The sequence below is a fragment of the Bradyrhizobium sp. 134 genome, assembly GCF_023074155.1.
In the GTDB taxonomy this organism is placed as follows: Bacteria; Pseudomonadota; Alphaproteobacteria; order Rhizobiales; family Xanthobacteraceae; genus Bradyrhizobium.
Genome location: NZ_JADPKX010000053.1, coordinates 171268 through 190733, shown reverse-complemented (window position 1 = coordinate 190733; position 19466 = coordinate 171268). Strand labels below are relative to the sequence as shown.

General features: G+C 64.4%; 21 protein-coding genes. 12 read left to right on the top strand and 9 right to left on the bottom strand.

Going from position 1 to position 19466, the window contains the following annotated elements; translation table 11 throughout:
• Positions 1-121: 121 nt before the first annotated feature.
• The gene (locus IVA75_RS21715) at positions 122-1132 is read right to left on the bottom strand and encodes a formylglycine-generating enzyme family protein (protein ID WP_247286170.1); all 1011 of its coding nucleotides are present in this window, start codon (positions 1130-1132) and stop codon (positions 122-124) included.
• A 500-nt stretch (positions 1133-1632) separates the two neighbouring features.
• On the opposite strand from IVA75_RS21715, the gene IVA75_RS21710 reads away from it, so the two are divergent.
• The gene (locus IVA75_RS21710; protein WP_247286169.1) at positions 1633-2619 is read left to right on the top strand and encodes a helix-turn-helix domain-containing protein; all 987 of its coding nucleotides are present in this window, start codon (positions 1633-1635) and stop codon (positions 2617-2619) included.
• Positions 2620-2779: 160 nt separating this feature from the next.
• Here the strand turns inward: IVA75_RS21710 and IVA75_RS21705 are convergent, their stop codons facing one another.
• A complete protein-coding gene (locus IVA75_RS21705) occupies positions 2780-3856 on the bottom strand; it encodes a methyl-accepting chemotaxis protein (RefSeq protein WP_247286168.1) in 1077 nt (358 codons plus the stop codon).
• A 277-nt stretch (positions 3857-4133) separates the two neighbouring features.
• Between IVA75_RS21705 and recJ the strand changes: the two genes are divergently transcribed.
• The 3 genes from recJ (at position 4134) to IVA75_RS21690 (ending at position 7736) form a co-directional block, all read left to right on the top strand.
• Positions 4134-5975: a single-stranded-DNA-specific exonuclease RecJ gene (recJ, locus tag IVA75_RS21700; RefSeq protein WP_247286167.1), complete on the top strand. Its 1842-nt coding sequence runs from the start codon at positions 4134-4136 to the stop codon at positions 5973-5975.
• 44 nt (positions 5976-6019) lie between these two features.
• The gene (locus IVA75_RS21695) at positions 6020-6829 is read left to right on the top strand and encodes a glucose 1-dehydrogenase (RefSeq protein WP_247286166.1); all 810 of its coding nucleotides are present in this window, start codon (positions 6020-6022) and stop codon (positions 6827-6829) included.
• A gap of 109 nt (positions 6830-6938) precedes the next feature.
• Positions 6939-7736, top strand: coding sequence for an aldolase (locus IVA75_RS21690; RefSeq protein WP_247286165.1), 798 nt, complete (start codon positions 6939-6941; stop codon positions 7734-7736).
• A 6-nt stretch (positions 7737-7742) separates the two neighbouring features.
• On the opposite strand, the gene IVA75_RS21685 is transcribed toward IVA75_RS21690, so the two are convergent.
• Positions 7743-8972, bottom strand: coding sequence for a lytic murein transglycosylase (locus tag IVA75_RS21685; protein WP_247286164.1), 1230 nt, complete (start codon positions 8970-8972; stop codon positions 7743-7745).
• A 133-nt stretch (positions 8973-9105) separates the two neighbouring features.
• On the opposite strand from IVA75_RS21685, the gene IVA75_RS21680 reads away from it, so the two are divergent.
• The 3 genes from IVA75_RS21680 to IVA75_RS21670 all read left to right on the top strand — a co-directional run bounded on the left by IVA75_RS21680 (position 9106) and on the right by IVA75_RS21670 (position 9952).
• Positions 9106-9366, top strand: coding sequence for a hypothetical protein (locus IVA75_RS21680; RefSeq protein ID WP_027517762.1), 261 nt, complete (start codon positions 9106-9108; stop codon positions 9364-9366).
• Positions 9367-9438: 72 nt separating this feature from the next.
• A complete protein-coding gene (locus tag IVA75_RS21675; RefSeq protein ID WP_247286162.1) occupies positions 9439-9690 on the top strand; it encodes a hypothetical protein in 252 nt (83 codons plus the stop codon).
• Between the two features lie 85 nt (positions 9691-9775).
• Positions 9776-9952: a hypothetical protein gene (locus tag IVA75_RS21670; protein ID WP_247286161.1), complete on the top strand. Its 177-nt coding sequence runs from the start codon at positions 9776-9778 to the stop codon at positions 9950-9952.
• Positions 9953-9980: 28 nt separating this feature from the next.
• Here the strand turns inward: IVA75_RS21670 and IVA75_RS21665 are convergent, their stop codons facing one another.
• Positions 9981-10496, bottom strand: coding sequence for a MarR family transcriptional regulator (locus IVA75_RS21665; protein WP_247286160.1), 516 nt, complete (start codon positions 10494-10496; stop codon positions 9981-9983).
• A gap of 54 nt (positions 10497-10550) precedes the next feature.
• Here IVA75_RS21665 and IVA75_RS21660 point away from each other — a divergent pair, with 54 nt between their 5' ends.
• The gene (locus IVA75_RS21660; protein ID WP_027569905.1) at positions 10551-11030 is read left to right on the top strand and encodes a carboxymuconolactone decarboxylase family protein; all 480 of its coding nucleotides are present in this window, start codon (positions 10551-10553) and stop codon (positions 11028-11030) included.
• Between the two features lie 21 nt (positions 11031-11051).
• The gene (locus tag IVA75_RS21655) at positions 11052-11555 is read left to right on the top strand and encodes a cupin domain-containing protein (RefSeq protein ID WP_027569906.1); all 504 of its coding nucleotides are present in this window, start codon (positions 11052-11054) and stop codon (positions 11553-11555) included.
• Positions 11556-11585: 30 nt separating this feature from the next.
• Here IVA75_RS21655 and IVA75_RS21650 read toward each other — a convergent pair whose 3' ends face one another.
• From IVA75_RS21650 to efp, 3 genes are all read right to left on the bottom strand, one after another.
• Positions 11586-12572, bottom strand: coding sequence for a DUF808 domain-containing protein (locus IVA75_RS21650; RefSeq protein WP_247286159.1), 987 nt, complete (start codon positions 12570-12572; stop codon positions 11586-11588).
• 84 nt (positions 12573-12656) lie between these two features.
• Complete coding sequence (locus IVA75_RS21645) at positions 12657-14279, bottom strand: M23 family peptidase (RefSeq protein WP_247286158.1); 1623 nt, start codon at positions 14277-14279, stop codon at positions 12657-12659.
• 23 nt (positions 14280-14302) lie between these two features.
• The gene (efp, locus tag IVA75_RS21640) at positions 14303-14869 is read right to left on the bottom strand and encodes an elongation factor P (RefSeq protein ID WP_027569909.1); all 567 of its coding nucleotides are present in this window, start codon (positions 14867-14869) and stop codon (positions 14303-14305) included.
• Between the two features lie 162 nt (positions 14870-15031).
• Between efp and epmA the strand changes: the two genes are divergently transcribed.
• The 3 genes from epmA to IVA75_RS21625 are packed head-to-tail and all read left to right on the top strand — an operon-like array spanning position 15032 to position 17469.
• Entirely contained in the window at positions 15032-16096 is a 1065-nt protein-coding gene (epmA, locus tag IVA75_RS21635) for an EF-P lysine aminoacylase EpmA (protein WP_247286157.1), read from the top strand.
• Positions 16093-17187, top strand: coding sequence for a lysine-2,3-aminomutase-like protein (locus IVA75_RS21630; RefSeq protein ID WP_247286156.1), 1095 nt, complete (start codon positions 16093-16095; stop codon positions 17185-17187). The genes epmA and IVA75_RS21630 overlap by 4 nt, the downstream gene beginning before the upstream one ends.
• 30 nt (positions 17188-17217) lie before the next feature.
• A complete protein-coding gene (locus IVA75_RS21625; protein ID WP_027569912.1) occupies positions 17218-17469 on the top strand; it encodes a hypothetical protein in 252 nt (83 codons plus the stop codon).
• A 55-nt stretch (positions 17470-17524) separates the two neighbouring features.
• On the opposite strand, the gene IVA75_RS21620 is transcribed toward IVA75_RS21625, so the two are convergent.
• Positions 17525-18610, bottom strand: a complete 1086-nt coding sequence (locus IVA75_RS21620; protein WP_346658434.1) for a 3-deoxy-7-phosphoheptulonate synthase — start codon at positions 18608-18610, stop codon at positions 17525-17527.
• 236 nt (positions 18611-18846) lie between these two features.
• Positions 18847-19425, bottom strand: coding sequence for an HdeD family acid-resistance protein (locus tag IVA75_RS21615; RefSeq protein WP_247286155.1), 579 nt, complete (start codon positions 19423-19425; stop codon positions 18847-18849).
• Positions 19426-19466 lie beyond the last annotated feature (41 nt).

Genomic DNA, 19466 nt, shown 5'->3' with positions numbered 1-19466 from the left:
GGCCCGCCTTGTCCAAAAATGCTGAAGACGTCTGTCGGATCGCCGATAGATAAAGTTGCATATCGAAATCATCCGACGCGCGGAGCGCACCGCTGACGCCGACATCCGCCAGCGGCGCTCGCTAGATTGCAGCGCGTCCTTGTTGGTGTTCGGTCACAGACGGCATTCGCACCACGCAGCGGAACCCGACATGGCTGGTCGAGGTGTCGACCGGTTCGGCGTGCCGCGCGGCCGGGCGATATCGGCGGCAATAATTCGGCGCGCAGAGGTGCGAGCCGCCCTTGAGGACCTTGCGCGGAATCTGAATGTCGGGGAGGCGCGGGTCGTAACTTGTGTGCTCACCGCCGCCGCGAGGATTCTTGGGGATGCAGCAGGGTTTTGCGGCGTCGGCGGCGTGCTTTGACGACCACCAGTCGGAGGTCCACTCCCAGACATTGCCGATCATGTCGTAGAGGCCGTAGCCGTTCGGCGGGAAGGCCATGACCGGCGAGGTACGCTCGTACCCATCCTCGCCGAGATTCTGGACGGGGAAGTTGCCCTGCCAGATATTGGCCATGTGCTTGCCGCCCGGCATCAGCGCGTCGCCCCAGGCGTATTCCTCCGCCTCGAGGCCGCCACGCGCCGCGAACTCCCACTCCGCCTCCGTCGGCAAGTCCTTGCCGGCCCAGCGGGCATACGCTGCCGCATCGCTGAAGGAGACGTGGACGACGGGATGGTCGTCGAGGTCCTTGATGTTGCTGCCGGGACCATAGGGATGGCGCCAGCTGGCGCCGCGCAGGAAAGTCCACCACTGGCTCCAGTCGGTGAGATCGGTGATGCGCGGCAGCGGGGAGAACACCAGCGATCCCGCGTAGAGCATCTCCGCCAGCGCGCCTGGATAGTCCTTCGGATCGGGAACGACCTGCGCCTCGGTGACATGGCCGGTTGCGTTGACGAACTGCTTGAACTGCCGGTTGGTCACGGGCGTGCGGTCAATCCAGAAGCCGTCGACAGCGACGCGATGGCTCGGCGCCTCCTCGGGATAATGATGGTCCGAACCCATGCGAAAGGTTCCGCCGGGAATGAAGACCATCTCGCCGCTCTTCAAATCATCCGGCAACCACTCGCAGTGATCCAGATCCGCTCGCAACATGGTGGAAGCTCCGATACGCGCATTCCACCCGATGCTACTGCGCCAACTCTGGGAGACTTCGACGATAGCTCTTTGCCCTGCTCATTAGACGCATTGTCTGATCCCTACTTTTTTGGCCCTCGGGGAGAGGAGGACACTGCATTGCGTCCACATCTCTTCCTTTGCACGCACGTTTGCGAGCACGCGGCAAATCCATGCCGCGTCCGCTCTGCCATCCGCAGAGCCCGTCCGCTCAATATCACTAAGGTTGCAAACGGTACCCGAAGATTGGACGGCTGTGATGTGCAGTTTGTGCCAGTCTGCGTGGCCAGTTGGTGAGACCCAACGCCCCATGCCGCAAAGCCTCAGTGCAGAGGCAATTCAGTGGCATGTCGAGCGACAAATTCGGCGATGATTTACCTCAAAACGGGAAGTCAGCATGTCGCACCCACCTCGCGTTGTGGTGGTATTTCGCCGCTGCCTGCCGCAGAATTGTCGCGCTTCAGTAACAGGGTACAGCCATGGGGCAATTCCTTCTGGTTGATTCGCGCAAGCTGGACGGTTTCGAAGGACTTCAACAGGCCGTCCACGGCTCGCATGTCGACGTGATGCAACTCGGCCGCGGTCGGTTGCGCGGAACGTTGTCCCATGTCGGCATCGGCGACTTCTCGCTCAGCATTGGTGCTTTCAACGTCGGCATACGCACGCAGCGAGTTTCCAGCGACGACAGACTGATCATCGGGATGCTGCTCGTGGCTGAAGAGCGCGTCGCCCACTGGTCGTTCGACATGCAGCTCAACGATGTGCTCGTCATTCCGCCGCAGCTCGAACATGACGGTGTTTTTCACGGCGGCTCCGCTTACGCCGCCATGCGGTTCGACCTCAACGAGGTCGCGACGCTGTTCGGCGGAGAACTACGGTTGAGCGATCCCGACACATGGCGAAGTCGCGGGCATTTCCGCGCGGACCTCGCGACCGGTGCGGTCGCCTCGCGCTGCCTGGTCCGGGTCATGTCGCACCTGCGCGACAACAAATATGGGCTGACGCCGTCAACTGCCGATTTCTGGAAACGATCGATCGCCGAATGCATGGTTGCCAACGTCGCGTCGTCGCTGCCACCTGACGGCAACGGCTGGCTCCCTTCCGCCCGACGGCTGATCCGCAAGGTCGAGGAGTATCTCGACGACGCCGGCACGCGTCCGGTGCACGTGTCGGAAATTTGCGCGGCGCTGGGCGTATCGCGGCGCACCCTCCACCGCGCCTTTCAGGAGGTATTCGGCCTCGGCCCGGTCAGCTTCCTCAGGCACAAGCGTCTATGCGCTGTTCATTCCATCCTGCACCAGAGCGCACCCGGTTCGACCACCGTGACAGCCGTCGCCATGCAACAGGGCTTTTACGAACTCGGCCGGTTTTCTCAGTATTACTTTGCAATGTTCGGGGAGCGTCCGTCGCAAACGCTTGGAATTGCGACGCCGCACGCAGTCGAAGACGACATCGCCAGAGCCTAGCGCTCTGGGTCCGGACCGCGAACGGTGCCATGATCGCATGCATGCCGGCGTTTTGCCCGCGTCAAACGGCGAAAAAAACCGTCATGAAAACAACCAGATGGCTACTGTGCATGGGGTTGTTTTCACGGTTTTGAGTTGGACAGGCAGGCCGCCTCCCGCTTCACGCCCCGCAGACGATCACGCCGTACCAGCCCAGCCCGCGATAGGTCTCATAGCCGGGCGTCGCATGGAACGCGACCAGCGTGCCGGAGCGGTCCTGATAGAAGCCGGAACGCTGGCCATTGAGCGACAGCGAGATGCGTTCGCTGAGAATGCCTTGTCCGTCGGAAGCGGCGATCACGCGAAGATTGGAGTCGACCAGCAGCACGCGCGCCTTGTCGCTGTCGCCGACACGCACGCCTTGCACGATGGCGCGGGCCTGTGCCTCCCAGTCGAAATGGATGGCGAGCACGCCGATCGGCGCGCCGTTGGCCTGGCCGCCGGCGCGGACGCTGGCGCAATAGGTCGCGACCTGGGCATTGCCGAGCAGCGGCTGGTTCTCGACGTCGCCCGCGACATAGTCGTCGCCGGAGCGCAGGGTCTTGGCCTCGCGAAACCATTTGGTGTGGGCGACGTTCTGGCCCACGACGCGAAAGCGGTCGGCGCGGCCGTTGGCGATGACGTTGCCCTCGAGATCGCAGAGCCAGAGGTCGAGATAGACGGTGTAGGCGCCCAAGATCACGCCGAGACGCTGCGAGGCATGGGACACGGCCGCGGCGTCGGGCGAGGCCGCGCAATCGACCAACGCTGAATCGGTCGCCCACCAGCGCACGTCGCAGGTCCGTTCATAGAGGTTGCGGTCGATCAGCTCGATGGCATTGAGCGACAAATCGACCATGCGCTCGCCGCGCGAGCGCTGGCTCATCCGGTCAATCGAGGAGACGAGATCGCCGGTCCGTTTCGTCAGTTGGCTTTCGAGCTCGCGGGCGATGGTCTCGACCTGCTGGCCGACGCCGCGGACCTCCTGCGCCACCACGGCGAAGCCCGCGCCCTGCGCGCCGGCGCGCGAGCTTTCGATCAGCGCATTCAGCGCCAGCATCTTCATCTGGTTGGTGATCTGCTGGATCGCCTTGGTCTTGTCGACCGCGATCTGGTTGACCTCCGCCGTGAGCCGGTTGATCAGCGCGGAGATGTCGGAATCATCATCAGCGGGTTCATTTGCGATCGGCTTGGCTTTGAGACCCAGCGCAGCAGACATCGGGAGCTTCCCTTGGCAATGAGCTGATCTGCAACAAACCCGGAACAATCACTGACAGATCGAATACGATTCTTTTTCGGAGATTCCGCCTAACGCCTGCTTAATTTGCTGTTTTGCGGAATGCTCAAATGATAGTCAGTCCGCGTAGCAAAGCGGCAATCCACCGCTTTGTGCGGCGCAGACATTGCAAATCCCGGGGGATTGCGGGCCAATCGTTCCGTCGGCCGGGCGATGCCATACCTCCGGCTCCCAAGGTTCCTCAAACCGACCGCTGTTCATGACGCCGCCCGCCACCGCCTTGCCCGTCGAAGCGCCCCAGGCATTCCTGGGGGTAGCGCGCTCGCTTACCGACAAGCTCTGGCGCGACCGACTGGATGCGCGCGGGGCGGCGAAGGCGCTTGCCATCGTGCAGCGCCACCAACTGCCCGAGCTGCTGGCGCGGGTGCTGGCAGGCCGCGGTGTCGACAGCGACGCCGTCGCAGATTTCCTCGATCCCACCATCCGCAAGCTTCTGCCGGACCCGTTCACGGTGACGGAGATGGAAGCCGCCGCGAAGCGGATCGCGGATGCCGCGGCGAACGGTGAGAAGGTCGCGATCTTCGGCGACTACGATGTCGACGGCGCGACCTCGGCGGCGCTGCTGACCTGGCATCTGCGCCATTGCGGGCTTGACCCGCTGATCCACATTCCCGACCGCATCTTCGAGGGCTACGGGCCCAACACCGAAGCCGTGCGTGCGCTGGCCGCAAAGGGCGCCACGCTGCTCGTCACGGTCGATTGCGGCACCACCAGCATCGAGCCGCTCGCCGAAGCAAAACGTCTCGGCATGTCCGTCGTCGTGATCGATCATCATCAGGCCGGCACGGAGTTGCCGGAGGTCGACGCGCTGGTTAATCCGAACCGGCTCGACGATCTCTCCGGCCTCGGCCATCTCGCCGCCGTCGGCCTGGTGCTGGTGACGCTGGTCGCGGTCAATCGTGAATTACGCCAGCGCGGCTTCTGGAACGCGGAGATGCCCGAGCCTGACCTGCTCGGCATGCTGCATCACGTTGCGCTCGGCACGGTTGCCGATGTCGCGCCGCTGATCGGTCTCAACCGCGCGTTCGTCGCCAAGGGCCTGATCGCGATGCGGCGGCGCGACCATGTCGGCCACACCGCGCTGATGGACGTGGCGCGGCTCAACGGCCCGCCGGAGGCCTGGCATCTCGGCTTCATGCTCGGGCCGCGCATCAATGCCGGCGGCCGCATCGGCCGCGCCGATCTCGGCGTGCGGCTGCTTTTGGAGGGCGACAGCGTCGAGGCCGCGCGGATCGCCGCCGAACTCGACCGCCTCAACAGCGAGCGCCGTATTATCGAGCAGGCCGCCGAAGCGCAGGCCGAAGCCGAGGCGCTCGCCTCGATCGGGTTCGAGGACAAGATCGGCGTGATTGTGACGGCCTCCGAAGGCTGGCATCCCGGCGTCGTTGGTCTCGTTGCGTCCCGGCTGAAGGAGAAGTTCTCGCGGCCCGCCTTCGCGATCGCGCTGGAGCCTGGCGGCATCGGCACCGGTTCCGGCCGCTCGATTGCCGGCGTCGATCTCGGCAAGGCCGTGCGGCAGGCGGTCGCCGACGGCATTCTGCTCAAGGGCGGCGGCCACGCGATGGCTGCGGGCGTCACGCTGCGGAAGGAAAAGCTCGCCGAATTTCGTGCCTATCTCGAGCATGCGCTGGCGCGCGACGTTGCCGAGGCGCGCCACGTCAACGAGCTCTACATCGACGGCGCGGTTTCCGCGCGCGCGGTGACGACCGAGCTTGCAACGACGCTCAACCGCGCCGGTCCCTTCGGCAGCGGCAATCCGGAAGTCGTGTTGGCGCTGCCGGCGCACCAGCTCGTCTATGCCGACGAGGTGGGACAGGCGCATTTGAGGCTACGCTTCAAGTCGGGCGACGGCGCCATCGTCAACGGCATCGCGTTTCGTTCGATCGGACAGAAGCTTGGCAACGCGCTCGTTGCCAATCGCGGCCAGCAACTGCATGTCGCGGGATCATTGTCGGTCGATCGCTACCAGGGCGCCGAGCGTGTGCAATTCCGGGTCATGGATGTCGCGCTACCCGACCAGGGACCATCCATGATTAGATAGGCCCGGCAAACAACAAAAAAACGAATAGAAAAAAGGGAGTGAGCATGGCAGGGCAGGTTGAGGGTAAAGTGGCGCTGGTGACGGGCGGCGCCTCCGGCATCGGCGAGGCCGTCGTCGAGCTGTTCGCGCGCGAGGGCGCCACCGTCATCGCCACTGACATCGACGAGCTGCGAGGTCCAGAACTCGCCGATCGCATCACCAAGGCTGGCGGCAAGGCGATTTTCCTGGAGCAGGACGTCACCAGCGAAGAGCGATGGATCGAGATCGCAGCCGAGATCGCGAAGCGCTTTGGCCGGCTCGATATTCTCGTCTCCAACGCCGGCATCGGCATTGCCGTGCCCTCGATCGTCGACATGACGCTCAGCGACTGGCGCAAGCAGAACGCGATCAACCTCGACGGCGTCTTTCTCTCGGTCAAGCATTGCCTACCGTTGATGCGCAAGACCGGCGGCGGCTCGATCGTCATGATGTCCTCGCTCGCGGGCCTGCGCGGCGCGCCCGGGCTGTCGGCCTATTCGGCGACCAAGGGCGGCGTGCGGCTGTTCGCAAAGTCCATCGCGATGGAGTGCGCGGCCGCCTGTGACGGCATCCGCGTCAACTCCGTCCATCCCGGCATCATCGACACGCCGATCTGGGGCAAGATCCCGACCGGCGCGACCGGCAACCAGGGCAACGCGCCGATCGACCCAGACGAGCGTGCGCGCGTCGTCACGCCGCTCGGCCGCGCCGGCCAGGCTGGTGAGATCGCTTCCGGCGTGCTGTATCTGGCCTCCGATGCCTCGCGCTACGTCACCGGCAGCGAGCTCGTCGTCGACGGCGGCATGAACGCCGGCGGCGTGCCGCGGCGGCAGTAGGCCGCCGTGCGGGCTGCGAAGGGCAGGGTGGCGCCCGCGGGGGCTGACGCGCAGGCGTCGGACCTGTACAACGCGGGCGTCTTCCGGCCGACAGAGGTGTCCTTCCGCCATGGCGCACAGCCTTCACTCTTCGTCATCCACGCCAGCAACGTTCCGCTCGAACCGTCCGGACCTCGTCACCGACGCGATCCGCAGCGCGCGCGAGGATCTTGCCGCCTGCTTTCGGATGGCTGCGCGCAACGGCTTTGAGGAGGGCATCTGCAACCACTTCTCGGCCGTGGTGCCGGGCCATGACGATCTCTTCCTGGTCAACCCTTACGGCTACGCCTTCCGCGAGCTGACCGCGTCAAAACTGCTGATCTGCGATTTCCACGGCAACGTGCTCGACGGCGAGGGCGTGCCCGAGGCGACCGCGTTCTACATCCATGCCGAGATGCACAAGCGCCTGCCGCGCGCCAAGGTCGCCTTCCACACCCACATGCCCTACGCCACGGCGCTGTCGATGACCGAGGGTGATCCGCTGATCTGGGCTGGCCAGACCGCGCTGAAATTCTACGGTCGCACGGCCGTGGACCGCGACTACAACGGCCTCGCGCTCGACAACCGCGAAGGCGCGCGCATCGCGTCCAGCGCTGGGAATGCCGATATCATCTTCATGAAGCATCACGGCGTGATGGTGCTGGCACCGACCATCGCGGACGCCTGGGACGATCTCTACTATCTCGAACGCGCCGCCGAGGTGCAGGTGCTGGCGATGTCGACGGGCCGGAAAGTGCTGCCGGTCGATCCCGCGATTGCGGCCGAGACCTACAAGCAGATGCGCGAGGGCGATTCCGAATCCGCCCGGCTGCATCTTGCGGCGATCCGTCGCCAGCTCGATGCGGAAGAGCCGCAGTACCGACATTGAGGCGCGTTACGACCCCTGGCGCAGCTTCGCCAGCACCTTCAGCCCGCCATAGCCATCGGCAGGTGTGATCCCCGCGCGCTGCTGAAAATCCTTGATTGCCTTCATGGTGTCGTTCCCGACGCGGCCGTCGGTGCCGCCGGTGTCGAAACCGGCCTTCGTCAACCGCGTTTGCATCTCCTGCACTTCTGCGAGGGTCAGCGCGCGCTCGGAGCCGGGGAATGGCTGGATAAAAGGCGGGGCCCCGAGGCAGCGGTCGCCGAGATGACAGATCGCCAGCGCATAGTTCATCGAGGGATTGTAGCTCTTCACCGCGTTGAAATTCGGCCCCAGCAGAAACGTCGGCCCGCCCGCAACCGGGGTCCACATTTGCGCGGATGCGGAGGGTTGCGGGAACGGCTGGCCGTCGGCACGGGTGACGCCGGCTGCCTGCCAAGCCGCATAGGTCCGGCTGCCGCTCATCTCACCGGGCGTGCGCACCTCGTAGCCCCAATGCTCGCCGCGGTGCCATTTGCCGCGATTGACGAGATATTTTGCGGTCGAGCCCAGCGCGTCGTCGGGCTTGCCGAACGGCGACACCTTGCCGTCGCCATCGTAGTCGATGCCGACATTGAGCCAGACCTCCGGCATCCATTGCGAATGCCCCATCGCGCCGGCCCAGGATCCCTGCATCTGCTCCGGCGTGCTCCAGCCCTTGTCGACGATGCGTAGCGCGTTGATCAGCTCGGTCTCCCAATAGGCTTTGCGCCGCGGCTCGTTCCAGGCGAGGGCGGCGAGCGAGGGAAACACCGGCGTCATGTGGTTCAGCTGCACCAGCGGATCGCCGTAGGCGGACTCGACGCCCCACAGCGCCAGCAGCGTGCCGCGCTCGACGCCGAAATCGCGCTCGATGCGTGCGAGCAGCGCCTCGTTGTTCTTCAGGGCGATCTTGCCGTTGATGATACGCCAGTCGGAGACGCGACGGTTGATGTATTGCCAGACCTGCTCATGGAATTCGGGCTGGTTGCGCATCTGCTTGAACACGCTCATGTCGGGCTCGACCCGCGCCATCGCGCGCTGCCAAGTCGCGGCCGAAATGCCTTTCGCCATGGCACGGGCGCGAAAACCCTCACGCCATTCCTCGAAGCCTGGAGGCGCGGCCAGGATGCGCGTTGGGACTGCGACGAGTGCGGCTGCGCCGAGCGTGGATCGAAGCAGAGCGCGGCGGCTACGAGAGGCTATGGAATCAGCGTGTTTCATGGACCCATTCTAGCGGGAAACATGGTGGCTGTGACCAGTTCCTGGAACTGCAGGAACAGACGCGGGCCCGCGTTCCCCGGAACAAACTGTCGCACTCCCGCATTCCCCCAGCATCACGTTTGAGGAGGAGAAGATGAGGAAATATCTGTTTGCCGCCGCCATGGTCACCGCCATCGCCGCGCCTGCGTTGGCCGACGAAGTCGGCGTTCACGTCGGTCCGGTCGGTGCCGGTGTGACCGTCGGACAGTCTCACGAATATCGTGAGCGGGACCGCGATCGCGACCGCACCACCGTCATCAGGGAGCGCGAGCCCGCCGACCGCACCACGGTGATCAAGAAGGAAGATGAATTCGGCAATCGCAGCAAGACCGTGATTCATCACGACAACGACTGATGGAGTGGGGCCCCGGCCGATCGCCGGGGCCCTCCGTCGCTCGCGGTCCGTTCATCGAGAATTCGGGGTGGAATGAAGATACGCGCGCACGCGGAGAGCCATGTCGTCGAACTGGACGACGGATCGCAATGGCAGATCTTTCCCGGCGATCTCGCCACCACGCTGAGCTGGGAGCCCGAAACCGATCTGCACCTGGAGCGAAGCGGCGAGCGGGTGAGTTCGCATGAGCTGGTGAATGACGCCGATCAAAGCCGCGTCCGGGTGATCGCAGCGGGCGAGACCTGGCCCGATGGCGAGGTTAAGAAAGTATTGAAGGGCGGGTAGGGCGCGCCTGCAACAGGTCGGATATCCCCAATTTTGAGCCTGTCACTTTACGGTCGGTTTGCCTCCGTCTGCGCACAATGCGTGAATGCAGGAGCTGTTCGACATTATCCGCGCCAATCCCTGGCCGTTCGGGGCCGGGTTGTTCGTCGTCATCCTGATGATCCTCGCGGAGAACTTTGGGCGCGGTATTCAAGGCGACGGCGCAGTCAGTGACTTTTCGGATTCGGACGGTGGCGGCTGCGGCGACGGAGGAGGCGACTAGGGCTGGTCAGCGGCCGAACGCGCTTCGCCTAGTCCTCCTGCAAATCGGCTGCGATGCCTGCGAGCCAGCGGCGAATGCTTGCTTCGGCCTTGGCGTCGAGCCCGGCGGCCAGGCGCTTCTCCAACGCAATCACCCGTTCCCGGCACGCCTTCAAAAGCGTCGTGCCGCGCGGCGTCAGCGTCCATTGCTGGATGCGGCCGTGGACGGGATGGGGCGTCATCACAATCGCACCGTCACGTTCAAGATTGCGGATGATGACGCCGACGGTCTGGGGCGTCAGAAAGGTGAGGCGGGCAACGTCGGCCCCTGACAGTCCCGGATAAGCATTGAGCATGGTCAGCACCGCGAATTGCGGAGAGGTGACACCGAGATCGGCCAGCGACCGCTCCATCGTCAGACGGACTGCGGCGTGGGCCTGGCGCAGCAGATAGCCGAGATAGCCTTGCTCGCCGCGCTTGCCTTCCCCTGGGGCTGGGACGCGCACCGCCGTGGCTGCCTGCCGCCGCGGTTGCGATCTCGTGATATCAGGCGGCTTGCGCGTCATGTAAGTGCTCTTATAATGTGTCAGCACTCTTACAATACCACGAGGTGAACGGCAATGTCACACGCCCGCAGCGAATACGAGGATTTCAAGAGGATCGCGCCCGACGCGTATGAGCTGGTGCTGGCGCTCGGCCAGGTCGCGGCCAAGGCCGGCCTCGACAAGCAGCTTCTCGAACTGGTCAAGCTGCGCGCATCGCAGATCAACGGCTGCGCCTTCTGCCTGCAGCATCACATTCTGCTTTCGGAGCGGATCGGCGTCCCAGTGGACAAGCTCAATTTGGTCGTGGTCTGGCGCGAGGCGCCGATCTTTTCCGCGCGGGAACGTGCCGCGCTGGCGTGGACCGAGGCGCTGACCTGCCTGCCCGACGGAGTCGGCGAAGACGTGTACGCCGAGGCGAGCCGTGAATTCTCGGAGACCGAGCTGACATACCTGACCTCGGCGGTCGCCTCGATCAACGTCTGGAACCGTTTTGGTGCGGCGTTTCGCTGGACGCCGGCGAAGCGGCCGGTCGCAGCGAATGCGGCGGCATCCTGATTGCAACGAAGGGAGATCATGATGACAACGATGAGTCTGCCCACCACACCGCGCCCGTTGCCATCGCGCTCGATGGCGATCGCCGTTATCGGCGGGCTCGCCTGCGCGCTTGGGATTGGCAAGGCGCTGCCGGTAACGATGGACACCATATCCGGCGCACTCTCGCCGCTCTGCGCCACAGCTGCCGAAAGCTCGCCGCTCGACAAGGTCGAACCGATTGGCTCCTACGCGCTGCCGAACGTACCGGGCAAACGCGTCACCATCGTGCGCGTGTTCTACGGTCCCGGCGGGTTCTCGCGGCCGCATCGTCACGCGGGATCCGTCACCGCCTACATCACCAAGGGCGAGATCCGCTCCCAGCTCGGCGGCGGCCCGGTCGAAACGTTCGGCGTCGGCCAGTCCTTCTTCGAGCCGCCCGGCTCGACCCATCTGGTCTCGGCCAATGCGAGCACCACGGAGCCGGCGGAATTGATCGCGGTGTTCGTGGCGGACGAGGGCGCGCAACTCACGACGCTGTTGGAGTAGCTGGAACTCACAATCCGAAGCCGCTTTTGTTCAGGTCGGCTGCGATCGCTTAAGACGCTTCCATAGTGGTGAAAGACCGTATGTGACGGCCGGTATCGCAACCGCGCCGACGAGGAGGCCAACGACGCCCGAGATGGCTGCCTCGACCGACCATTCGACGATGCCGGCAATGGAGGGAAGGAAATGCGCGGCGGCCTCGGCGGCGGCATGGACCGTATGACCGATCACTGGTGGGCCGTATTGTTCGATGCCGTGCAGGATGATGCCGCCGCCAACCCAGATCATGGCGGCGGTGCCGATGGTGCTCAGCACCGCAAGGAAGGCCGGCATGCCGCGGACGAGCGCACGTCCAAGCAAGCGGATTGCGCTGCCAATGACTGAGGCGCCGCTATACCGCGCAAGGGCCAGGCCGACATCGTCCGCCTTCACGATCAGGGCGACCACGCCGTAGACACCAACTGTGATGAAAATGGCGACGAGGGCCAGCACGAGCGCCTGCGTCCAGATGCTGCCCGCCGGGACGGCTGCCAACGTGATTGCCATGATCTCCGCTGACAGGATGAAATCCGTCTTGATGGCGCTCGCGACCTTCTCGTCCTCGACCGACCTGGCATTCAACGCAATCGGCTGGGGCTGAGCTTCGTGGTCGTGCGCATGATGCGGCATCACGGCCTCGAGCACCTTCTCGGCACCCTCGTAGCAGAGAAAGGCGCCGCCCAGCATGAGCAGCGGCGTGACTGCGGCGGGAAGGAAATAACCAAGCAACAAAGCGATGGGCAGCAGGATCAGCAATTTGTTGCGGAGCGACCCAACCGCAATCTTGCCTACGATCGGCAGTTCGCGTTTCGAGGCAAAGCCGATCACGTAGTTGGGCGTGACGGCTGCGTCATCGATGACCACGCCAGCCGCCTTTGCTCCCGCCTTGGCCGTTTGGCCCGCGACATCGTCGAGCGAGGCTGCCGCCACCTTTGCGATCGCTGCGATATCGTCGAGAAGACCAATCAGTCCGACACTCATCAACCCAGTTCCTTCGGCCTTCCAGCGGGCGGTGTGTGCGACAAACACGCTGTTGCACTGCCTGGCAATGGAAGGAGCAAGCCGTCAGTTCTCGTCGCCGCCCGATCCCTCGCGCAGGTCCGGCTTGAGCACGTCCTCCGGCAGCGCATGCGCCACGGGCTGCGGCGTGCCGGCGATCTCCGGGCCGACCTCGCGGCCGCGGGCGCGGATCAGGCGCTCATAGGCGGAGACCAGCGTGACGTAGGGACTGACCCAGATCCAGCCGTCCCGAGTGAACACCTGCACGTCGAAATGCAGGTGCATCGAGGTGCCGGCGGGATGATCGAGATAATTCGAGACCACGCCGATCTTCTCGCCCTCCGATACGATGCGGCCATTGAGCAGGCCATCGGCGTTCAGTGCCTGCGGGTTCATATGCATGTAGCGGAAACGGATGTGCTCGCTCCGGCTGTTGATTTGCAGCGTCACTGCCTGGTCCTTGGAAGCGCGTATGACCCTCGCATCGCGCACGGCGACGACGGCGCGCTGCTTGGGATCACAGGCTTGGCGGCCTTCACCGGGCGGTGGGCACTCAGCCGCGCGGATGTCCTCGCCTTGATGGCCATAACCGCCGCCGCATTGCCAGACCTCGAAACTGCGGGACTCGCAGAAATTGTCCCGCCAGGGATAGGCGGTCGTGCTCTCCATCTTGTCGCGCTTGGCATAGGATTGCGAGTGTACGAAGGCGGGCGCCTTCTCGAGAGGAAAGCGGATCTGTGCGTAGGCCATTACGTCGGGATGGCCGCCCTGCTTGCGATAACCGGTGTTCGGGATGATGTCGCCGCTCGGCCGGTAGGTGAAATCAGGGGAACGTACCGCAGGACGATCGAGAATGTTGGAAGCGATGTCCGTCAGCGGCCGCATGCGCTGGCCGCCGGCCACGCGCAGCGCCTTCAGGAAGCGTTCGGCGACCGGATAGGCCTCCTTGCAGGCAAGCCGCCGCGGCTTTGCGACGCTGTCGAGGCATTGTATCGACACCACATAGGTGACGCCGAAACGGGTGAAAGCGTAGCGTACATAGCCTTCCCGGATGAACTTGCGCAGGTCCGGGTAGAGCGCCGCGAGCGGTTTGACCGGCTCGCCCTTGCCGCCCGAGGGATCGGCAATGTCATAGACGAGCGCCGAACCCGTAATCTGCACCTCGACCGGCCTTGCGAAGACTCGGCTCGGCATGCCGTCTCCGGTACCAGGCTCGAACGAAAAGGTCGCGCTGTAGCCGGCGGGCCCGGCATCGAACATGTCGACGGAATTGAAGTCGGCCTGGTAGCGCGACAGCGCGAGGGTCGCCGGCGCGCCATTGCGCCGTGCTTCGAAATACGCGGCAGCGTCGAACGGCAGCAGCACGGGCACGGAGCTCCGGGCGATGCCGGTGAAGAATTGCGAGGAGATCGCATTGAGCTGCACCAGCGCCGGCATTGCGCGGGAATCATAGCGCGGCACCGAACGACGGGGGGCGAAGATGAAATCGTCCGCCGCCCGGGGATGGGCGTTGATTTCGGTGCGGAGCTGGTCGAGCGCCGCGCGCCAATCGACGCGCAGCGCCGTGAGCGAGGGGCTGCGGAACTCATCCGCGGCTAGCGGAGAGGCAATGAAGAGCGAAAGCGACGCCAGAAGTTGCGAGACGAAGCGGAAACTTTTCCCAACCACTGTCTCGCCCCCCGGCGGCACCTGTTGCGCTCGCTTTGGCCCCGTCAGTCCTTGGCGCGCTCGGAGTAGGAGCCGTCTTCGGTCATCACGACGATTCGGGTGCCGACGGCGATGTGCGGCGGCACGGTGGTGCGCACGCCGTTGGACAAAATCGCGGGCTTGTAGGACGAGGAGGCGGTCTGGCCCTTGGTCACGGGCTCGGTCTCGACCACTTCGAGCGTTACGCGCTGCGGCAACGCGATCGACACCACATTGACGTCGTGCGTCGACAATTTGACCGTCATGCTCTCCTGAAGATAGGCCGCGGCGTCGCCGATGACGTCTTTGGACACCTGGACCTGGTCATAGGTTTCAGGGTTCATGAAGTGGAAACCGTCACCGTCTTCATAAAGATAGGTGAAGTTGCGTTCTTCGATCGTGGCCTTCTCGACCTGGTCGGTGGTCTTGTAGCGCTCGGAGATCTTTACCCCGTCCGAGATTCGGCGCATCTCGATCTGACTGACCGGGGTGCCCTTGCCGGGATGGATGTTCTCGGCGGTCACGACGACATATAGCTTGCCGTCTTGCTCGATCACGTTGCCCTTGCGAATAGAACTGGCGATGACTCTCAAAGCTGTATTTCCTGCTTGCTTGGCCCGGCTCGGGCCAGGAGGTGGTCAAATTGATGGGGGACCTGGGGCCCCAAATCAGACCGCGGCACCCGTTTCGGGCCGCAACATACTGGTTTTGCCGTTGGATGCCAGCGTTTTGCTGGCCAACGGAGCAGTCGGCTAATGGCTGGGGACAAGCCGATGTCGCCGTTCTGGTCCCCCTCGCGGCATCTCGACCGCCGGCCGTTCCTTCAGGCCAGGGGGGCCATCACAGGGGCTCTACGGGGATTTTTCGCCGAGCAGGGCTTCATCGAGGTCGAAACCTCCGTTCTCCAGATCTCTCCGGGCAACGAAACCCATCTGCATGCCCCCCGGACCGAGATCATGCGACCCGACGGCAGCCGTGTGAGCCGATATTTGCGGACTTCGCCGGAATTCGCCTGCAAGAAGCTGCTGGCGGCCGGAGAGACCCGGCTTTTCGAGTTCGCCCGGGTGTTCCGGGACCGCGAGCGCGGCGACCTGCATTTGCCCGAATTCACCATGCTCGAATGGTACCGGGCAGACGCCCCCTATGACGCCATCATGGCCGATTGCGTCGTCCTCATCGCCCGCGCGGCCCAGGCGACCGGTATCGGCACGTTCGCCTTCCGCGGCCGGACCGCCGATCCCTTCGCCGAGCCGGAGCTCGTAACGGTGGCCGGCGCCTTCGAGCAGCTTGCGAGAATCGACCTGCTTGCGACCATTTCCGGCGGCGAGGGCGACCGCGCCTCGCTCGCCCGGGCCGCTGCCGGCAAGGTCCGCGTCGCCGAGGATGACACCTGGTCCGACATCTTCAGCAAGGTCCTGGTGGAGCATGTCGAGCCGCATCTGGGGCATGGGCGTTTGACCATTCTGTTCGAATACCCATCTCCAGAGGCGGCACTGGCGCGCTTGAAGGCGGGCGATCCTCGCGTTGCCGAACGGTTCGAGGTCTATGCCTGCGGTGTCGAGCTCGCCAACGGCTTTGGCGAACTGACGGACGCCGAGGAGCAGCGCAAGCGCTTCACGCAATCCATGGCGGAGAAGCAACGCCGCTACGGCGAAGCCTATCCGCTGGACGAGGACTTTCTGGACGCGGTCGCGGCCATGCCGGAGGCAAGCGGCGTCGCGCTCGGCTTCGACCGGCTGGTGATGCTGGCGAGCGGCGCATCGCGAATTGATCAGGTGGTCTGGACGCCGCCTGCAAATGAAACGTTAAGCGAGACATGATGAAGAGCAATCTTGCGCGCACATTGCGCGAGCCGGCCGAACTTGTGGCCGAGCAGCTGGTATCAGCCGAAGCGCTGCCGGCGCTCGAACGTGTTGCCGCGCGCTACGCAGTTGCGATCACCCCCGCGCTGGTCGATCTGATCGACAGGTCCGATCCCGACGATCCCATCGCGCGGCAATTCGTTCCGACGGCCGCGGAGCTGGAGATGCAACCGGGCGAGAACGCAGATCCAATCGGCGATCATCCGCACTCGCCGGTTCCCGGGATCGTGCATCGCTATCCCGACCGCGTGCTGTTCAAGCTCGTTCACGTCTGTGCGGTCTACTGCCGCTTCTGCTTCCGCCGCGAGATGGTCGGACCCGGCAAGGAGAACGCGCTCTCGGACGCCGCCTATCGCGCGGCGATCGACTACATCCGCTCGCACGGCGAGATCTGGGAGGTGATCCTGACCGGGGGCGATCCCCTGATGTTGTCGTCGCGGCGGATGAGCGAGATCATGGCGGATCTTGCCAACATCGATCACGTTAAGATCATCCGCCTTCATACCCGCGTGCCGGTGGCCGATCCCGCGCGCATCAGTGACGAGATGGTCGCGGCGCTCAAGGCCGAAGGCGCCACCACCTGGGTAGCGCTGCATGCCAACCATGCGCGCGAACTGACAGGGCCGGCGCGTGCCGCCTGCGCGCGGCTGGTCGATGCCGGAATCCCCATGGTAAGCCAGTCCGTGCTTTTGCGCGGCGTCAATGACAATTTGACCGCTCTGTCGGATTTGATGCGAGCTTTCGTCGAATGCCGGATCAAGCCCTATTATCTGCATCACGGCGATCTCGCGCCCGGCACGGCGCATCTGCGAACGACGCTCGCCGAGGGGCAGGATTTGATGCGGCAGCTGCGCGGACGGGTGTCCGGACTGTGTCAGCCCGACTATGTCATCGACATTCCCGGCGGCGCCGGCAAGTCGCCGGTGGGGCCGAATTACTTGGTGCCGATGCAAAATACCGCACCTGATGCGGGTGATGCGGCATCGGAAACGCGCTATCGTATCGTGGATTATTGCGGCGACATTCATGTCTATCCGCCCGAGACCTGAAGATGCCGGCTTGAGAAATGGAGAGGTAAAATGAGAAGCATCATTTTGGCACTGTCGCTTCTGACGGTGTTCGGCAGCGCCGGCTTCGCGCAGACGGGAAGCAAGGGATCGACGACCTCGGGACAATCGGCGGGTTCTTTGCCGCCTGCGCCCGTGGGCCATCGGCAGCCGCGCGTCGGCGACGTGCCAAACGAGAAAAACCTGAGCGACCCGAACGATCCCCTCAGCAAGGAAAATCAGGCGCTCGACAAGAAGATCAAGAGCATCTGCCGCGGCTGCTAGGCGCCCTGGAAAGCGGGCAGGGTGCGACAGCCTCACCCCGCCCGCGATCGTTCGGTCAGGCGGAGCGCTCGTGCAGCCCTGCGCGCTTGGTGTTGCGCCGGATCTCGACCGCGTCAGCGAGCTGCTTGAGCACGGTTGCTGTGGTCGCCCAGTCGATGCATCCGTCCGTGATGCTCTGGCCATAGGTGAGCGGCTTGCCCGGCACCACGTCCTGGCGCCCGGCGACGAGATTGCTTTCGACCATCACCCCCATGATGCGGTTCTCGCCGCCGGAAATCTGCCGGGCGATGTCGGCCGTCACGAGCGGCTGGTTTTCCGGCTTCTTGCTCGAATTGGCGTGGCTCGCATCGACCATCACGAGCGGTGCGACGCTCGCTTTCGCCAGATCGTTGCAGGCCGCTGCGACGCTCGCCGCATCGTAATTCGGCGTGCTGCCGCCGCGCAGGATGATGTGACAATCCTCGTTGCCCGCGGTTGAGGCGATCGCCGAGCGGCCGAGCTTGGTCACCGCCATGAAATGATGCGGATTCGAGGCCGACTTCACCGCGTCCGCCGCGATGCGCACATTGCCGTCGGTGCCGTTCTTGAACCCGACCGGGCAGGACAGCCCCGAGGCCAGCTCGCGATGGATCTGGCTTTCGGTCGTGCGCGCGCCGATCGCGGCCCAGGACACGAGGTCCGCAATGTATTGCGGCGTGGTCATGTCGAGGAATTCGGTGCCTGCGGGCAGGCCGAGATTATTCACCGCCGAGAGCACGTTGCGCGCCAGCCGCAGGCCCTTGTTGATGTCGAAGCTGCCGTCCAGATCAGGATCGTTGATCAGGCCCTTCCAGCCGACCGTGGTGCGCGGCTTCTCGAAATAGACCCGCATCACGATTTCGAGCTGGTCGGCAAGCTCTTCGCGCAGGCTCGCGAGGTGCTCGGCGTAGTCGAGCGCGGCCCTGGGATCATGCACCGAGCAGGGGCCGACCACGACCAGAAGTCGGTCGTCCTGGCCATTGAGGATCGCATGGATGGCGTTGCGTGCCGCCATCACCACGCGCGTCGCCGTGAGCGTGCGCGGGACTTCCCGCATCACCTCTTCGGGCGTGCTCAGCTCTTTCAGTTCGCGAATACGAAGATCGTCGGTCGTGCTCAGCACGGCGGGCTCCTGTCATTTTGAGACCCTGCCGGCCAATAAAAAAGCCGCCAGGTCTGGCGGCTGTTCGGACTAGATGCTGCAATTTGTCAGATTGAGCGTGATCCTCCCACCGCCAGCGAGCTGTCGTAGCTAAAATACCAATAAAAGCTGGTGGTGGCGGTGATCATGGCCGGTCATATAGCGCGCGGTCGGCGGCTTGTCACCCCCCCGAATGGACGTGACGGTCATGGGGCGCCTCAACTGTTGCTTTTGCGTGCCGCCAGCGCCATGCCGATCAGCGTGGCGCCGCCGAACAGCAGGTTGATCCCGACGAGGATGCCGATCGCCCATTCCGCCGAGCTCGGCAATCCCGTGATCACCATGAACGAGATCGCGATGTCGACGAGGCCCGAGATCAGGAGCCACGACCAGCGGCCGCCCGGCTCGCGACGATGCTCCAGCGCGTACATGATGGTGGCGACGCCCTCGGCGAGGAAATAGGCGCCGAGCACGATGGTCAGCGTCAGCACGGCCTGCATCGGCCGCGCCAGCAGCAGCATGCCTGCGAGCACGGCGAGCGCGGCTGAGATCAGCGACCACCAGAAGCCCGGCGTGCTGCGCGCCCAATAGGTGGCGATCAATCCGCCGATGCCGCTGATCAGGAACATCCAGCCGAGGAAGATCGCAATCGCAAGGCTTGCGAGCGGCGGCAGGATCAGCGCGGCAACGCCGAGCACGGAAAGCAGGATCCCTTCGAACAGGAAGGCCTTCCAATGTGCCTTGACCGTCCGGCTCACGGCGGATTGCAGCCGGGAAAGATCCTCAGGCGATGTCATGGGGCAGGCTCCGGATCGAGACGTGTGTGCTCGATCTAGTC

Coding starts and splice junctions, on each gene's coding strand:
- epmA (WP_247286157.1), top strand. CDS start 15,032: ATGGCTGGGGACAAGCCGATGTCGCCGTTCTGGTCCCCCTCGCGGCAT.
- IVA75_RS21655 (WP_027569906.1), top strand. CDS start 11,052: ATGACAACGATGAGTCTGCCCACCACACCGCGCCCGTTGCCATCGCGC.
- IVA75_RS21675 (WP_247286162.1), top strand. CDS start 9,439: ATGAAGATACGCGCGCACGCGGAGAGCCATGTCGTCGAACTGGACGAC.
- IVA75_RS21690 (WP_247286165.1), top strand. CDS start 6,939: ATGGCGCACAGCCTTCACTCTTCGTCATCCACGCCAGCAACGTTCCGC.
- IVA75_RS21685 (WP_247286164.1), bottom strand. CDS start 8,972: ATGAAACACGCTGATTCCATAGCCTCTCGTAGCCGCCGCGCTCTGCTT.
- recJ (WP_247286167.1), top strand. CDS start 4,134: ATGACGCCGCCCGCCACCGCCTTGCCCGTCGAAGCGCCCCAGGCATTC.
- IVA75_RS21705 (WP_247286168.1), bottom strand. CDS start 3,856: ATGTCTGCTGCGCTGGGTCTCAAAGCCAAGCCGATCGCAAATGAACCC.
- IVA75_RS21660 (WP_027569905.1), top strand. CDS start 10,551: ATGTCACACGCCCGCAGCGAATACGAGGATTTCAAGAGGATCGCGCCC.
- IVA75_RS21710 (WP_247286169.1), top strand. CDS start 1,633: ATGGGGCAATTCCTTCTGGTTGATTCGCGCAAGCTGGACGGTTTCGAA.
- IVA75_RS21680 (WP_027517762.1), top strand. CDS start 9,106: ATGAGGAAATATCTGTTTGCCGCCGCCATGGTCACCGCCATCGCCGCG.
- IVA75_RS21630 (WP_247286156.1), top strand. CDS start 16,093: ATGATGAAGAGCAATCTTGCGCGCACATTGCGCGAGCCGGCCGAACTT.
- IVA75_RS21625 (WP_027569912.1), top strand. CDS start 17,218: ATGAGAAGCATCATTTTGGCACTGTCGCTTCTGACGGTGTTCGGCAGC.
- IVA75_RS21650 (WP_247286159.1), bottom strand. CDS start 12,572: ATGAGTGTCGGACTGATTGGTCTTCTCGACGATATCGCAGCGATCGCA.
- IVA75_RS21670 (WP_247286161.1), top strand. CDS start 9,776: ATGCAGGAGCTGTTCGACATTATCCGCGCCAATCCCTGGCCGTTCGGG.
- IVA75_RS21695 (WP_247286166.1), top strand. CDS start 6,020: ATGGCAGGGCAGGTTGAGGGTAAAGTGGCGCTGGTGACGGGCGGCGCC.
- IVA75_RS21715 (WP_247286170.1), bottom strand. CDS start 1,132: ATGTTGCGAGCGGATCTGGATCACTGCGAGTGGTTGCCGGATGATTTG.
- IVA75_RS21615 (WP_247286155.1), bottom strand. CDS start 19,425: ATGACATCGCCTGAGGATCTTTCCCGGCTGCAATCCGCCGTGAGCCGG.
- IVA75_RS21665 (WP_247286160.1), bottom strand. CDS start 10,496: ATGACGCGCAAGCCGCCTGATATCACGAGATCGCAACCGCGGCGGCAG.